We start from the raw sequence: 15,348 nt of genomic DNA, 5'->3' as shown, positions 1-15,348 counted from the left end.
AAAACAAATGAGCAGCGCCCACTCCTTATCACCAGGAATGTCATTTTTCACCCGCAATAAGCGCCGTATGCACAAATACGGCATTATCATCGCCTTCATCGCGCTGTGCCTGATCGTGGCGCTGATTGGCGAATATCAGGTCGCCCAGGGGGCCTGGAGCAGCAATTATTTTCTCAGCAATGAAAACACCCTGATCGTACTGCGCCAGGTCTCGATCAACGGCATTCTGGCGATAGGCATGACCTTCGTCATCATCACGGCAGGCGTCGATCTCTCCGTCGGCTCGGTGCTGGCGTTAAGCGGCATCGTCGCCGCCCGCTTCGCCACCAACAACAGCGGATTGGCTATCGGCGATACCGCGACCGCCGTTATGGCGCCGCTGATCGTGGCGCTGGGGATCGGCATCGTCTGCGGCCTGGTGAACGGCACCGTGTTGGCTCGCTACCGGCTGCAGCCGTTTATCGTCACCATGGGCATGCTCTCCGCGGCGCGCGGGTTAACCATGTTGACCACCAACGGCAATCCGGTATCGCAATTGAACAGCGATTTCCGCTGGTTAGGCAATGGCTATGTCGGCGGCGTTCCGGTGCCCGTCATCATCTTCATCGTGCTGTTCGCCCTCGCCTGGCTCGTGCTGAATAAAACCCTCTTCGGGCGCTACATCTACGCCGTCGGCGGCAACCCGAAAAGCGCGCGCACCTCGGGGATTAACGTCACGCGCATCAAAATACTGGTGTATACGCTGTGCGGCGCGCTGGCCGGCATCGCCGGCCTGATCCTCACCGCGCGCACCGGTTCGGCGCAAACCAACGCCGGCGCTGGGTATGAGCTGGACGCCATCGCGGCGGTGGTGATCGGCGGCACCAGCATGGCCGGCGGCGTCGGTACGCTGGTCGGCACCTTCTTCGGCGTGCTGATTATCGGGGTGATGAATAACGGCCTCGATCTGCTCGGCGTGCAATCGTACTACCAACAAATTATCAAAGGCGCATTGATCGTTCTTGCCGTCTTGCTCGACCCATCGCGTAAGCAACAGCGCGATTAATAACATCAGACCCAACTCTACCAGGAGAAAACCATGAATAAGACCAAGATAGCGTTGTTTGCCTCTGCCATGCTGTTCGGCAGCCTGTCGGCGGCTCAGGCCGCCCCGGTTAAAATCGCGGTATTGATGTACGGCAACAAAGCCGAGTTCGTGCAATTGATGGAAAGGTTCGGGAAAGAACACCCGGCGGTGAAAAGCGGCGAAGCGGTGCTGACCTTCTACGATGGGCGTTATGATGCATCGGTGCAAAACGATCAGGCCGCCACCGCTATCCAAACGCGCGCCGATGCCATTATCGTCAACCCGATGGATTTTGAGGCCAATATCGATATCGTCACTAATGCCAACGAAGCCAAAATCCCGGTGGTGGTCACCAACGCGCGCCTGAACACGGACGCGATGACGTCTGAAGTGGTGTCTAATGACGAGTTGGGGGGATACCTGGAAGCCAAAGCCGTACTGGACAAACTCGACTGCAAGAACCAGAAGGTGAACGTGGTGATTATCGAAGGCCCGAAAGGCGGCAGCGGCGAGATCCAGCGCGGCAAGGGCAATGATAAAGCGATTGCCGAGTGCGGCGCCGGCCAGGTGACCGTGCTTGAACGTAAAACGGCCAACTGGTCACGCGCTGAAGCGCAGCCGCTGATGGAAAACTGGCTGCAGAAACACCGGGGCAAAATCAACGGCGTGATTGGCCAGAACGACGAGATGGCGCTGGGCGCCATCGAAGCGATTAAAGGGGCCGGCCTGAACGTGAAAGACTTTGCCATTGCGGGCGTCGACGGCGTTTCCGACGCGATTCATGCGGTGCAGGCCGGTGAAATGGTCTCTATCCTGCAAGATGCCAAAGGCCAGATGCAGGGTTCCATCGACGTCGCGCTGCGCGCCGTGAAAGGGGAAAGTTATCAACCACAGTCGGATATCTGGAAACAGTACGCCAAAGATCTGAAATGGGAGGGCGGCACGCAGAAGCATTATTATATTCCGTGGACCGTCGTCACCGCAGAGAATGCCCAGCAACTGTTGGACGCGCGCAAGTAATGTCCGGCGCCCCCTGCCCTCAGGGGGCCTTTGTTCCGAAGCTTGCCGCAGGCAAAAAAAAGCCAGCACGGAGGGGCTGGCTAAAAAGTTCTTCGAGGGAATATCTTGTGTGATAAACATACGCCTTTCGCCGCACGCTTTACTAGCTATCAGTGCGATAGGCGCTGCCCGTTAAAATCAACGCCTGCATATCGGCGAACATCGTTTCCCATTCCGTCTGGTCGATATCCATCAAACCAAAGTAACGCAGCATAAAGGCGCCTTCGGTGGCGAGAAACGCCAGGCGCGCACGCTTGCCTTCTTCCGTCGTCAAATCCAAACCGGCGATGCGGCTGCGGTACCATTCGCGCGTGCTCGCCAGATGCTCCGGCGTTTGAATCAGCGTCGCCATCAACCCGGCGGCCTTGGCGCTGGCGGTCTGATCCGAACTTTGGGTAGCCAACATATGCGCCCGCACGCCGGTCTGCGGCGAAGGATCGTCGCCGGCGATCTCCGCGAACAGCGTTTCATAGGCGCTGCCCCAGCGATCGAACATCGCGTCAATCAGGGCGTCTTTGCTGCCGAAGCAATACTGCACCCCGCCCTTGGAGATCCCCATCGCTTTGGCGACGGCGTCGATGGTCAAACCGGCGGCGCCCTGGGTGGCGACGATCTCTTCGGCGGTGTCCAAAACCTTGTCGCGATCGATGCTGCGTTGACGTCCCATTAAGAAACCCTTCTTTTCAATACGAACGTATGGATATATATTATCACCAGTATACCACCCGGCATCGCCGGAGGGTTACCGCAATGGCTGCGCCTTCGCGCCGCCCACGTAAACTGGATTATGACTTATGTACGCCAAGAACCGCTGGTTGATCCTGACGATGGTCGCCAGCGCCCTTTTCCTGATTGTTATCGACATGACAGTGCTCTATACCGCTCTGCCACGTTTAACCCAGGCGCTGGACGCCAGCGCCTCGCAAAAACTCTGGATCGTCAACGCCTACCCGCTGGTGGTCGCCGGGCTGCTGCCCGGCGCCGGCATGCTGAGCGATCGCGTCGGCCATAAACGGCTGTTTCTCGCCGGGCTGCCGGTGTTTGCCGTCGCTTCGCTGTGCGCCGCGTTTTCGCCAACCGCCGAATGGCTGATCGCTGCACGGGTGTTCCTCGCCGTTGGCGCGGCAATGATGATGCCCGCCACGCTGTCCATCGTGCGCCACGTCTTTACCGACGAACGCGAACGCGCGCTGGCGATCGGCATCTGGGCTTCAGTGGCCTCGGGCGGCGCGGCCATCGGCCCGGTGGTCGGCGGCCTGCTGCTGGAGTATTTCTGGTGGGGATCGGTGTTCCTGATCAACGTACCGGTGGTGTTGCTGGTCTGGCCGCTGGCGTGGAAACTGATCCCCCGCTGCGGCGGCGATAACCCGCGCCCCGCCGATATCGTCGGCTCGGTGCAGATCATGATCGGTCTGGTCGGCGCTATCTATGCGCTGAAGGAACTGAGTAAGCCGGCGCCTGACGTCAGCGCGTTGCTCGCAGCGGCCCTGATCGGCATCCTGTTCCTGGCGCTGTTCGTGCGTCGCCAGCAGCGCAGCGCCCACCCGATGATCGATTTCTCCCTGTTTCGCAACCGGCTGTTCGCCGGCGGCATCGGCGTGGCGCTGCTGTCGATGGTGGCCCTGATCGGCGTCGAGCTGGTGCTCAGCCAGCGATTGCAACTGGTGCTCGGCCTCAGTCCGCTGCAGGCGGCGCTGTTTATTTTGCCGATCCCGCTGGCCTCGGCGCTGGCGGGGCCGATGGCCGGTTTACTGTTGCCGCGCTATGGCGAACGCAGCATCATCCTCGGCGGTTTCGCCCTGACCGCCTTCGGCATCGCCGCCCTCGCCCTGTTGTATCAAAGCAGCATGGCGCTGCAGCTGGTGAGCCTGGCGTTGGTGGGCTTTGGTCTCGGCGGCGTGATCACCGCCGCGTCCACCGCCATCATGCTGAACGCGCCGGAGGAGAAATCCGGCATGGCGGCCTCTATCGAAGACGTCTCCTACGAGCTGGGCGGCGTACTGGGCGTGACGTTGCTCGGCGGGCTGATGACGGCGGTCTACAGCCATAGTCTGGCGCTGCCGGCGGAGCTGCCGGTCAGCGAGTTGGCCTACGACAGCATCGACGAGGCGTTGCGCCTGGCGGCCGGGATGGCGGCCGATCGCGCGCAGCAGCTGACGCAGTTGGCCCGTTTGGCCTTCGATCGCGCGTTTATCATGGTGCTGATCGCCGCCGCGCTGTTAATGGCGCTGGGCGCCGGCGTGGTAAAACTGGCGCTGCGCAAGTAACCGATAAAAGCGGCTTTTTTCGCCTGCGGATCCTGCGTAAACTGATTCGGCAATTTGCTCGACGGATTTATCGTCATCGGTTTGAGCGATGGCAATGATGCCTGTTATCGTGTTTAACCCTGCGATAAATCCGGTTACTGTAACAGCTATGGAAATTGATTCTGTCTACCCTTGGAACGAATAATCAGGAGAAGATTATTATGGCAACGGCGAAGAAAGCAGCGAAAACCCATATCGGCCTCGACAGTAAACAATCGGCAAAACTCGCCGAAGCGCTAAATGCGCTGTTGGCGAATTATCAGGTGCTGTATATGAATGTGCGCGGCTATCACTGGAATATTACCGGCCCGCAATTCTTTGAGCTGCACGCGAAATTCGAAGAAACTTACAACGATCTGCTGACCAAGGTGGATGAGCTGGCGGAACGCATTCTGACGCTGGGCTCGCAGCCGCGCCACGCTTACAGCGACTATCTGAAAACCGCCGATATCAAGGAACACACCAATGTGACCGATGATAAGGGCACGCTGCGCGGCCTGTTGGAAGGGTATTCAATCTTGCTGCAACAGCAGCGTGAACTGCTGACGGTCGCGGCGGACGCCGGCGACGAAGGCACCGCGTCGCTGATGAGCGATTACATCAAAGAGCAGGAAAAACAGGTCTGGATGCTTAACGCCTACCTCGGCAAATAAACCCAGGCGCCATAACAAAACAGTCCCTCACGGGACTGTTTTCGTTTTACCACTCGCAGGATACCGCAAACAGCAGCGCGCGCCGATGCTGATCGTCCAGGCGACGGCGCACCCGGATAATATGGCGATTGCTGCAAGACTGGCGCTCCAGCCAACGATGCCGACGGCGTTGGCTCTGCCGCAACATTCGCCAACGGCCCACTTCATTTCTACTGCGTCTCATAATTCCGTCACTCGTTCGTCTAATGCCAACCGCGGGCATTATAGCCCTTTCAGCCCGCGATCCAAGTCGCCGTTATCGGCGACATCGCAGGCGCCGCGCCGCTAAAAGCCGCCCTTTCGATTTCGGCAAGTGCCTTAACTTCATCATATTTATGTAACATAAGCGCCGATAAAAGGTTTCGCCTTGACCGATCTGTGCGTACACTCATCATTGGTGGTTTGCGAACGGGATTTTTCGCCTTTATGACAACATTTTATACCGTAATCAGTTGGCTCATGGTGTTCGGCTACTGGCTGCTGATCGCCGGCGTGACGATGCGCATTTTGATGAAACGCCGTGCGGTTCCCTCTGCCATGGCCTGGTTGCTGGTTATCTATATTCTGCCGCTGTTCGGCATCGTCGCCTATTTATCGTTCGGCGAGCTGCATCTGGGCAAGCGCCGGGCCGAGCGCGCCAAGGCCATGTGGCCGTCGACCGCGCGCTGGCTGAAAGAGCTGAAAGAGAGTCGCCGCATCTTCGCCACCGAATACAGTAAAGTCGCCGAACCGCTGTTCCAGCTGTGCAACCGCCGCCAGGGCATCGACGGCGTCAAGGGCAACCAGCTGCAGTTGCTCACCACCACCGACGACACGCTGAAAGCGCTGATCCGCGATATCGAGCTGGCGCGCCACAACATCGAAATGGTGTTCTATATCTGGCAGCCCGGCGGCCTGGTCGATCAGGTGGCCGAATCGCTGATGGCCGCCGCGCGGCGCGGCGTACACTGCCGTCTGATGCTGGACTCCGCCGGCAGCCTGCAATTTTTCCGCAGCCCCTACCCGGCGATGATGCGCAACGCCGGCATCGAAGTGGTCGAAGCGCTGAAGGTCAACCTGCTGCGCGTATTCCTGCGCCGCATGGATCTGCGCCAGCACCGCAAGGTGGTGCTGATCGACAACTACATCGCCTATACCGGCAGCATGAACATGGTCGATCCACGCTATTTCAAACAGGATGCGGGCGTCGGTCAATGGATCGATCTGATGGCGCGCATGGAAGGCCCGGTGGCCACCACCATGGGCATCGTCTATGCCTGCGACTGGGAAATTGAAACCGGCAAGCGCATTTTGCCGCCGCCGCCGGACGTCAACATCATGCCGTTCGAGCAGGAAAGCGGCCACACCATTCAGGTGATCGCCTCCGGCCCCGGCTTCCCCGAGGAAATGATCCACCAGGCGCTGCTGACCGCGGTTTATTCCGCGCGCGAACAGCTGATCATGACCACGCCGTACTTCGTGCCGAGCGACGATCTGCTGCACGCCATCTGCACCGCCGCTTTGCGCGGCGTCGAGGTCAGCATCATCGTGCCGCGCGACAACGATTCGATGATGGTGCGCTGGGCCAGCCGGGCGTTCTTCTCCGAGCTGCTGGAAGCCGGCGTGAAAATCTATCAGTTCGAAGGCGGCCTGCTGCATACCAAGAGCGTGCTGGTCGACGGCCAGCTCAGCCTGGTCGGCACCGTCAATCTGGATATGCGCAGCCTGTGGCTGAATTTCGAAATCACCCTGGTGATCGACGACGACGGCTTCGGCAGCGATCTGGCCTGCGTGCAGGAAGATTACATCGCTCGCTCCAAGCTGCTGAACGCCAAAGAGTGGCTGAAGCGGCCGTTCTGGCACCGCCTGGTCGAGCGCCTGTTCTACTTTTTCAGCCCGTTGCTGTAAAAGCCGCGGCGAGCGTGCTTTAATAGCGCCAAATCATTTGTTATCAGGATTTTTTTATGGATTTGAATAACCGCCTTACCGAAGACGAAACGCTGGAACAGGCCTACGACATCTTCCTCGAATTGGCCGGCGACAATCTGGATCCGGCGGATATTCTGCTGTTCAATCTGCAGTTTGAAGAGCGCGGCGGCGCAGAACTGTACGACCCCTCCGAAGACTGGAGCGAGCACGTGGATTACGACCTGAACCCGGACTTCTTCGCGGAAGTGGTGATCGGTCTGGCGGACAGCGACGGCGAGCCGATCAACGACGTGTTCGCCCGCGTGCTGATCTGCCGCGAGAAAGACCACAAGCTGTGCCACATTCTGTGGAAAGAGTGATTCACCGCTAACGTTTCGGATAAAAAAAGCCCCGCTGAATAAGCGGGGCTTTTTGTTGCCGGCTAGCGGCGCATTACAGCGGATCGACCTTCAGGCACGAAACCGCATGGCGGAAACTGCCCTCCAGCAGCGGGCGCGTCTTGGCGCACTCCGGCCCGGCGATCGGGCAGCGGGTGCGGAACACGCAGCCGGACGGCGGGTTGATCGGCGAAGGCAGCTCCCCTTCCAACAGCTGGATCTGCTTTTCCTTCTCCTTGTCCGGATCCGGATCGGCACCGCCGACATCAGCGCCTTGGTGTAAGGGTGCTGCGGATTGTGGTACACCTCGTCATAGGTGCCCAGCTCCACCGCATGGCCCAGATACATCACCAGCACGCGATCGGAAATGTGCTTCACCACCGCTAAATCGTGGGCGATAAAGATCAATGACAGCCCCATTTCGCGCTGCAGCTGCTGCAGCAGGTTCACCACCTGCGCCTGAATCGACACGTCCAACGCGGAGACCGGCTCGTCGCAGATCACCAGCTTCGGTTCGAGGATCAGCGCGCGCGCGATGCCGATACGCTGGCACTGGCCGCCGGAGAACTCGTGCGGATAACGGTTGATCAGATTAGGCAGCAGGCCGACCTTCAGCATCATCGCCTTGACCTTGTCCTTCACTTCCTGACGCGGCATTTTCGGGTAGTAGGTGCGCAGCGGCTCGGCGATGATTTCGCCGATGGTCATGCGCGGGTTGAGCGAAGCCAGCGGATCCTGGAAGATCATCTGGATATCGCTGCGGGTTTTGCGCCAGTCGGCGTCGCTCATGCCCAGCAGATCTTTACCCAGCCAGGCGACGCGCCCGCTGGTGGCCTTCACCAGGCCGATGATGGCGCGCGCGAAGGTGGATTTGCCGCAGCCGGATTCGCCGACCACGCCCAGGGTTTCCCCCTCGAACAGCCGCAGCGTAACGCCGTCGACCGCCTTCAGGGTTTTCGGCGGCTGCCAGAACCACTGCTTGTCGTCATGAATGTCGAAATGCACTTTCAGATCGGCCACTTCGAGCAGCACTTTCTTGTCGGTTACTGCTGTCATACCAACGCCTCCACCGGTTTAAAGCAGGCGCGCAGGCGCCCTTCCCCAAATTGCTCCAACGGTGGAGCGCTCGCGCACTGTTCCATGGCGTACGGGCAGCGCGGCTGGAACGGGCAGCCTTTCGGCAACCGCAGCAGGTTCGGCGGGTTGCCGGGAATGGTCAGCAACGCCTCGCCTTCGGCGTCGAGACGCGGCACCGCGTTCAACAGACCGATGGAATACGGGTGGCTCGGCTGGTAGAACACCTCGCGCGCGCTGCCGTATTCCATGGTACGCCCGGCGTACATCACCAGCACCTTGTTGCAGATGCCGGCCACCACGCCCAGATCGTGGGTGATCATGATGATGGCGGTGTTGAACTCGCGCTTCAGCTCGTTGAGCAACGTCATGATCTGCGCCTGGACGGTCACGTCCAGCGCGGTGGTCGGTTCATCGGCGATCAGCAGCTTCGGCCGGCACAGCAGCGCCATGGCGATCATCACGCGCTGGCGCATGCCGCCGGAAAACTCGTGCGGGTACATGCGCATGCGCTTGCGCGCTTCCGGCATTTTCACCGCGTCAAGCATGCGTACCGACTCTTCGAAGGCTTCGCTTTTACTCATTTTCTTATGCAGCATCAGCACTTCCATCAGCTGTTCGCCAACGCGCATATAAGGGTTCAGCGAGGTCATCGGGTCTTGGAAGATCATCGAGATTTCCTCGGCCCGCAGCTTGTTGAGCTGATTTTCCGGCAGGTTGAGGATTTCACGGCCGTTGAATTTGGCCGAGCCGCCGATGCGGCCATTGCTGGCCAGCAGCCCCATCAGGGCGAACGCGGTCTGCGATTTGCCGGAGCCGGATTCACCGACGATGCCCAGCGTTTCACCGGCGCGCAGATCGAAGTTCAGATCGTTCACCGCCGTCACGTCGCCGTCCGGGGTGGAAAACGTGACACGCAGGTCTTTCACGTCCAGCAGCGGCGACGCTTTGACGCCGGCGGCGGTTTGCAGTTGAGGATGTTCAATGGTGCTCATGGTTGCACTCCTTAACGATCTTTCGGGTCGAGGGCGTCACGCAGGCCATCGCCGATAAAGTTGAAACAGAACAGAGTGACGACCAGGAAACCCGCCGGGAACAGCAGCAACCACGGTGAAACTTCCATTGAGTTGGCGCCGTCGCTGAGCAATGCGCCCCAGCTGCTCAACGGTTCCTGCGTGCCCAGCCCCAGGAAGCTGAGGAAGGATTCGAACAGGATCATGCTCGGCACCAGCAGCGAGGCATACACCACCACCACGCCGAGCACGTTAGGCACGATATGCCGCAGCACGATATTGCGCGTGGAGACGCCGCACACCAGCGCCGCTTCGATGAACTCCTTGCGCTTCAGGCCAAGGGTTTGCCCGCGCACGATACGCGCCATATCCAGCCACGACACCATGCCGATCGCCACGAAGATCAGCAGGATATTCTGACCAAAGAAGGTCACCAGCAGGATAACGAAGAACATGAACGGGAAGGAGTTGAGGATCTCCAGCAGGCGCATCATCACCGAGTCGACCTTACCGCCCAGATAGCCGGACATCGCGCCGTACAGGGTGCCCACCACTACCGCCACCAGCGCGGCGGCCACGCCGACCATCAGCGAGATGCGCCCGCCGATCGCCACGCGCACCAGCAGATCACGCCCGGAGGAGTCGGTGCCGAAGTAGTGCCCCGATTCCATGCTCGGCGCGGCGGACATCATCGCCCAATCCGTATCGTCGTAGGCAAATTGCGACAGCATCGGCGCCAGCACCACAAACAGCGTGATCAGCGCCAGAATGAACAGGCTGCCGACCGCCGCGCGGTTGTGCATAAAGCGCCGACGCGCGTCTTGCCACAGGCTGCGCCCTTCCACTTCCAGCTTCTCGCTGAAGTGCTCCAGAGCTTCGCTGTTCTTTTTAGTCAACATCATTCGCGTGCTCCAGATTAATAACGGATTTTCGGATCGATGACCGCATACAGCACATCGACGATCGCGTTGAACAGAATGGTCAGAGCGCCCACCAGAATGGTCAGGCTCAGCACCAGGGAGTAGTCGCGGTTCAGCGCGCCGTTAACGAACAGCTGGCCGATCCCCGGCAGACCGTAGATGGTTTCGATCACCATCGAGCCGGTGATGATCCCGACGAACGCCGGGCCCATGTAGGACAGTACCGGCAGCAGCGCCGGCTTCAGCGCGTGGCGGAAAATGATGCGGCGCATCGGCAAACCTTTGGCGCGCGCGGTGCGAATGAAGTTGGAGTGCAACACTTCAATCATCGAGCCGCGCGTGATACGGGCGATGCTGGCGATATAGGCCAGCGACAGCGCCACCATCGGCAAGATGATGAACTTAGGCGCGCCGCCGTTCCAGCCGCCGCCCGGCAGCCATTTCAACGTAATCGCGAAGATCAGCACCAAGAGCGGCGCCACCACGAAACTGGGTATCACCACCCCGGTCATGGCGAACCCCATCACCGTATAGTCCCATTTGGTGTTTTGATTCAACGCCGCGATCACGCCGGCGCTAACGCCCAGCACCACCGCCAACAGAAACGCGGCCAGACCGAGCTTGGCGGACACCGGGAAAGAACTGGCCACCAAATCGTTGACCGAATAGTCCTTGTATTTAAAGGACGGGCCGAAGTCTCCCTGCGCAAGCTGCGCCAGATAATGACCGTACTGTTTCCAGATCGGGTCGTTCAAATGGTATTTGGCTTCGATATTCGCCATGACTTCCGGCGGTAATGCGCGTTCCCCGGTAAATGGACTGCCGGGCGCGAGGCGCATCATGAAAAATGAGATGGTAATAAGGATAAATAGTGTCGGGATCGCTTCCAACAAGCGACGAAGTATAAATTTCAGCATTGCCCTAACCCTGTGCGACAGCCTGATGACGGCTTATTATTCTCAACATGGGCCGGCGGCCTGCGCCGCCGGCTCTTACCGTATCAATGCTTGATGATGTACAGGTTCTTGTCGTACACGTTATCAAGCGGGTCTTTGCCGGTGTAGCCACCGACGTAAGGTTTCACCAAACGGGCGTTCACGTAGTAATACAGCGGAACGATGGCGGAATCTTTATCCAGCTGAACTTCCGCTTTCTGATACAGATCGGCGCGCTCGTCTTTGGTCTTCGCGGTCAACACGTTGGCCATCAGCTTGTCGAACTCGGCGCTCTTGTAGTGCGGGGTGTTACTGCTGCTGTCGGACAGCATCATGTTCAGGAACGAACTCGGTTCGTTGTAGTCGGCGCACCAGCCGGCGCGCGATACGTCATAGGTGCCCTGATGGCGGGTATCCAGGAAGGTTTTCCACTCCTGGTTCACCAGCTTCACGTCCACGCCCAGGTTTTTCTTCCAGATGGAGGCGGCGGCGATCGCCAGCTTCTTGTGCAAGTCGGAGGTGTTGTACAGCAGGGAGAAGGTCAGCGGTTTACCCGGGCCGTAGCCGGCGTCCGCCAGCAGTTTCTTCGCCACTTCGTTGCGTTTTTCCTGCGTCCAGCCGAACCACTCCGGCGGGGTCAGCTTGGCGCCGTCGGTGTATGGCGGCGTAAAGCTGTAGGCCGGCAGATCGCCCTGGTTTTTCACCTTGTTGACGATAATGTCGCGGTCCATGCCCAGCTTCAGCGCTTCACGCACGCGCGCATCGGTGAACGGCGCCTTCTGGTTGTTGATTTCGTAGTAGTAGGTGCACAGATAAGGATCGACGTGCACCTCTTTCGGGATCTCTTTCTTCAACTTCTGGAACAGTTCGATCGGCATGTTGTTGTAGGTCATGTCGATTTCACCGGTGCGGTAGCGGTTAACGTCGGTCACTTCCGACGAAATAGGCAGGAACGTCACTTTATTGATGATGGTTTTGGCGTTATCCCAGTATTCCGGGTTACGTTCCAGTACGATGCGTTCGTTGACAACCCAGTCTTTCAGTTTGTAGGCGCCGTTGCTGACGTAGTTGGCCGGCAGCGTCCACTTCTCGCCAAACTTCTCTACCGCGTCCTTATAGACCGGTTTCATGGCGTAGTGCGGGGTCATTTCAACCAGATAAGGCACCGGCTCGCTCAGGGTCACCTGGAAGGTGTGGTCGTCGATGGCCTTCACGCCCAGCGTCGACTTGTCTTTTTTACCGGCGATGATGTCATCGACGTTTTCCACATGGGCGTACTGCAGGTAGCTGGCGTAAGGCGACGCGGTTTTCGGATCCACCACGCGCTGCCAGCTGTAGACGAAATCTTGCGCCGTCACCGGCTTGCCGTTGGACCATTTGGCGTCTTTACGCAGGTGGAAGGTCCAGACTTTGAAATCCTTGTTATCCCAGCTTTCCGCGACGCCCGGCACGATGGAACCGTCCGGGCTGTTGTTCGCCAGGCCTTCCATCAGATCGCGGGTCACGTTGTTTTCCGGCACGCCCTCGATTTTATGCGGGTCAAGCGACTGCACTTCGGAACCGTTGTTTTTGACGATTTCTTGCTTGTCGGCCAGTTGCACGCCTGCAGGAACGTCGGCCGCGAAGGCGGAGGTGGTTGCTGTGATGCCGAGCGCGGCGATGACGCCGGCGGCAATGAGGGTTTTCTTCGTGATGTTGGTCATACTTATCGACTCCAGTTTTTTATTATCACAGGCTCTTCGTGGAACCTGCGTTGCCCGTAAGCGGACTCTGTTTTCCCGCCGCTGCGGAACGAATGCGGCGGCGGGCCTTCCCCATATTCCCCTGCGGTTCAGCGTGAGGAATACCCCTTTTACTGCTTGATGATGTACAGATTTTTAACGTCGGTATAGTCCAGCGGATCTTTGCCGGTGAACCCGCCTACCGTCGGTTTGATCAAACGCGCGCTGACGCGGTAATACACCGGAATCAATGCGGAGTCTTTGTCCAACTGCGTTTCCGCCTGTTGGTAGAGCGCGGCGCGCGCGGCTTCATCCGGCGCCTTCAGCGTGGCGGCCATGATGGCGTCGAACGCCGGGCTCTTGTAAAACACGGTGTTGATGCTGCTGTTGGACAGCACCAGGTTCAGGAAGGCGCTCGGCTCGTTGTAATCCCCGCACCAGGTGGCGCGCGCCACGTCGTACTGCCCCTGATGGCGGCTTTCCAGCGAGGTCTTCCACTCCTGGTTGCGCAGCGTGACGTCGGCGCCGAGGTTCTTCTTCCACATCGATGCGGCGGCGATCGCCTGCTGTTTGTTTTGATCGGAGGTGTTGTACAGCAGCGAGAACTTCAGCGGCTTGGCGGCGCTGTAACCCGCTTCCGCCAGCAGTTTTTTGGCTTCGGCGTTGCGTTGCTCCTGGCTCCAGCCGGCCCACGCGGGCTGCGTGAAGTTGGCGCCTTCGGTGAAGGTCGGCGTGAAGCTGTAGGCCGGGATCTGCCCCTGGCCCATGATTTTGTTGGCGATAATGTCGCGATCCAGCGTCATCTTCACCGCCGCACGCACCCGCGGATCGGTGAACGGCGCCCGCTGGTTATTGAGTTCGTAATAGAAAGTGCACAGATAAGGGTTAACGTGCAGTTGCTCGGGCACTTCGCGCTTCATTTTGACGTACAGGTACGGCGGAATGGCGCTGTTGGTGATATCGATCTCGCCGCTGCGGAAGCGATTGACGTCGCTGACTTCAGAAGCGATCGGCAGGAAGGTCGCCTGGTTGATCACCGTCTGCTTGTTATTCCAGTAGCTCGGGCTGCGCTCCAGCACAATGCGCTCGTTCACCACCCACTCTTTCAGGCGGTAAGCGCCGTTGCCGACATAGTTAGCGGGCAGCGTCCATTTATCGCCGAATTTCTCCACCACTGCGCGTTTGACCGGTTTGAGCGACGTGTGGCTCAGCATGCTGATGAAATACGGCACCGGTTCGCTCAGGGTCACCTGCAGCGTTTGATCGTCCAGCGCCTTGACGCCGAGAGTCTGCGGGCTCTTTTTGCCGGTCAGGATGTCGTCGATATTCTCGACTTTGGTGTACTGCAGGTAACTGGCGTAGGGAGAAGCGATCTTCGGATCGGCCAGGCGCTGCCAACTGTAGACGAAGTCTTGCGCGGTGACCGGGCTGCCGTCGCTCCATACCGCGCCGGGGCGCAGGTGGAAGGTCCACTGCCGATAATCCTGGTGTTCCCAGCTCGCCGCCGCCGCCGGTACCACATGCCCGTTGGCGTCGGTGCTCACCAGCCCTTCCAGCAGGTTAAGAATGATATTGCTTTCGGGCACGCCCTCGACCTTGTGCGGATCCAATGAAGCCACTTCGCTGCCGTTGTTGATGACAATATTCTGCTGCTGCGCCAATTGGACGCCGGCCGGAACCTCTGCCGCCAAACTGCTATTTACGGCAATGACGCTCAACGCGCCGCTAATCAACAAGGTCAAAGAAGTGCGCTTCAGGGTTTGCTGCATAATCGAGGCTCCTTTTCACCGACAAGCATCGCTTATCGAAGTTTGTGAAGTGTTTATAAGAATTCTAAATAAACGGATACCAGCAAAAATCATTCCCGTTTTTATGGCGCATTTCAGTTAATTGACCACGGGAAAGTTGCTCGGAAATTAGCAGAAGCCAAATTCCATAGCCAATAAATTTTACAAAAATGTTAAGCAATTCTCTTTTATCGCACCAAGCCCGATCCAGCCCTTGTGATGAAGGGCAAAGGAAAACATGAAAACAACCTTGATTTTAAAGGAGAAAACTCAAAATTAGTTTCATTTGAAACTGTCGACGCAATCCCATTGCCGCACAAAGAAACATTCAGTTAACAAACCAGCCATTCAAAGAACAAACACCTGCCTACAGGCGGTTAATCACTAATAACACCTGGATGAAAGTGAGACAAGCCCCACAGAATGATGTGATTAATTTAACAACAGCTTTACCGTTTAACGAGGAGAAAACGCGCGGAAATGGGGAAAG

13 protein-coding genes and 1 pseudogene are annotated in these 15,348 nt (G+C 58.5%); 6 read left to right on the top strand and 8 right to left on the bottom strand.

The window, feature by feature from the left end; all coding sequences use genetic code 11:
* Positions 1 to 7: 7 nt before the first annotated feature.
* Both ITX55_RS00835 and ITX55_RS00830 read left to right on the top strand, forming a co-directional pair.
* Positions 8 to 1,045 carry an ABC transporter permease gene (locus ITX55_RS00835; protein WP_197752024.1) on the top strand — a complete coding sequence of 346 codons (1,038 nt, stop codon included), beginning with the start codon at positions 8 to 10 and terminating at the stop codon, positions 1,043 to 1,045.
* A gap of 33 nt (positions 1,046 to 1,078) precedes the next feature.
* The gene (locus tag ITX55_RS00830; RefSeq protein WP_033643292.1) at positions 1,079 to 2,086 is read left to right on the top strand and encodes a substrate-binding domain-containing protein; all 1,008 of its coding nucleotides are present in this window, start codon (positions 1,079 to 1,081) and stop codon (positions 2,084 to 2,086) included.
* 142 nt (positions 2,087 to 2,228) lie between these two features.
* Here ITX55_RS00830 and ITX55_RS00825 read toward each other — a convergent pair whose 3' ends face one another.
* The gene (locus ITX55_RS00825) at positions 2,229 to 2,792 is read right to left on the bottom strand and encodes a TetR/AcrR family transcriptional regulator (protein WP_108680888.1); all 564 of its coding nucleotides are present in this window, start codon (positions 2,790 to 2,792) and stop codon (positions 2,229 to 2,231) included.
* A 127-nt stretch (positions 2,793 to 2,919) separates the two neighbouring features.
* On the opposite strand from ITX55_RS00825, the gene smfY reads away from it, so the two are divergent.
* Positions 2,920 to 4,392 carry a multidrug efflux MFS transporter SmfY gene (gene smfY / locus ITX55_RS00820; protein WP_072627535.1) on the top strand — a complete coding sequence of 491 codons (1,473 nt, stop codon included), beginning with the start codon at positions 2,920 to 2,922 and terminating at the stop codon, positions 4,390 to 4,392.
* A gap of 200 nt (positions 4,393 to 4,592) precedes the next feature.
* On the top strand, positions 4,593 to 5,084 hold the full coding sequence (locus tag ITX55_RS00815) for a Dps family protein (RefSeq protein WP_019452735.1): 492 nt from the start codon (positions 4,593 to 4,595) through the stop codon (positions 5,082 to 5,084).
* Positions 5,085 to 5,130: 46 nt separating this feature from the next.
* On the opposite strand, the gene ITX55_RS00810 is transcribed toward ITX55_RS00815, so the two are convergent.
* Positions 5,131 to 5,307, bottom strand: coding sequence for a YciY family protein (locus tag ITX55_RS00810; protein WP_025159792.1), 177 nt, complete (start codon positions 5,305 to 5,307; stop codon positions 5,131 to 5,133).
* Positions 5,308 to 5,549: 242 nt separating this feature from the next.
* On the opposite strand from ITX55_RS00810, the gene cls reads away from it, so the two are divergent.
* Complete coding sequence (cls, locus tag ITX55_RS00805; protein ID WP_033643295.1) at positions 5,550 to 7,010, top strand: cardiolipin synthase; 1,461 nt, start codon at positions 5,550 to 5,552, stop codon at positions 7,008 to 7,010.
* Positions 7,011 to 7,066: 56 nt separating this feature from the next.
* Positions 7,067 to 7,390: an HI1450 family dsDNA-mimic protein gene (locus ITX55_RS00800; protein ID WP_004932139.1), complete on the top strand. Its 324-nt coding sequence runs from the start codon at positions 7,067 to 7,069 to the stop codon at positions 7,388 to 7,390.
* A gap of 73 nt (positions 7,391 to 7,463) precedes the next feature.
* Here ITX55_RS00800 and oppF read toward each other — a convergent pair.
* From oppF to ITX55_RS00770, 6 genes and pseudogenes are all read right to left on the bottom strand, one after another.
* A pseudogene (oppF, locus tag ITX55_RS00795) lies at positions 7,464 to 8,464 on the bottom strand (murein tripeptide/oligopeptide ABC transporter ATP binding protein OppF).
* Positions 8,461 to 9,477: an ABC transporter ATP-binding protein gene (locus ITX55_RS00790; protein ID WP_047574933.1), complete on the bottom strand. Its 1,017-nt coding sequence runs from the start codon at positions 9,475 to 9,477 to the stop codon at positions 8,461 to 8,463. The pseudogene oppF and the gene ITX55_RS00790 overlap by 4 nt, the downstream one beginning before the upstream one ends.
* An 11-nt stretch (positions 9,478 to 9,488) precedes the next feature.
* Complete coding sequence (gene oppC, locus ITX55_RS00785; RefSeq protein WP_033643297.1) at positions 9,489 to 10,397, bottom strand: oligopeptide ABC transporter permease OppC; 909 nt, start codon at positions 10,395 to 10,397, stop codon at positions 9,489 to 9,491.
* Positions 10,398 to 10,411: 14 nt separating this feature from the next.
* On the bottom strand, positions 10,412 to 11,332 hold the full coding sequence (oppB, locus tag ITX55_RS00780) for an oligopeptide ABC transporter permease OppB (protein ID WP_004932150.1): 921 nt from the start codon (positions 11,330 to 11,332) through the stop codon (positions 10,412 to 10,414).
* Positions 11,333 to 11,415: 83 nt separating this feature from the next.
* Positions 11,416 to 13,053, bottom strand: coding sequence for an oligopeptide ABC transporter substrate-binding protein OppA (oppA, locus tag ITX55_RS00775; RefSeq protein ID WP_033643298.1), 1,638 nt, complete (start codon positions 13,051 to 13,053; stop codon positions 11,416 to 11,418).
* A gap of 149 nt (positions 13,054 to 13,202) precedes the next feature.
* On the bottom strand, positions 13,203 to 14,840 hold the full coding sequence (locus ITX55_RS00770) for an ABC transporter substrate-binding protein (RefSeq protein WP_197755892.1): 1,638 nt from the start codon (positions 14,838 to 14,840) through the stop codon (positions 13,203 to 13,205).
* Between the last annotated feature and the right edge of the window lie 508 nt (positions 14,841 to 15,348).

This window comes from Serratia sp. EWG9 (genome assembly GCF_019913725.1).
In the GTDB taxonomy this organism is placed as follows: Bacteria; Pseudomonadota; Gammaproteobacteria; order Enterobacterales; family Enterobacteriaceae; genus Serratia; species Serratia ureilytica.
The sequence above is the reverse complement of the archived record's forward strand: the minus strand, read 5'-3'. Positions and strand labels throughout refer to the sequence as shown.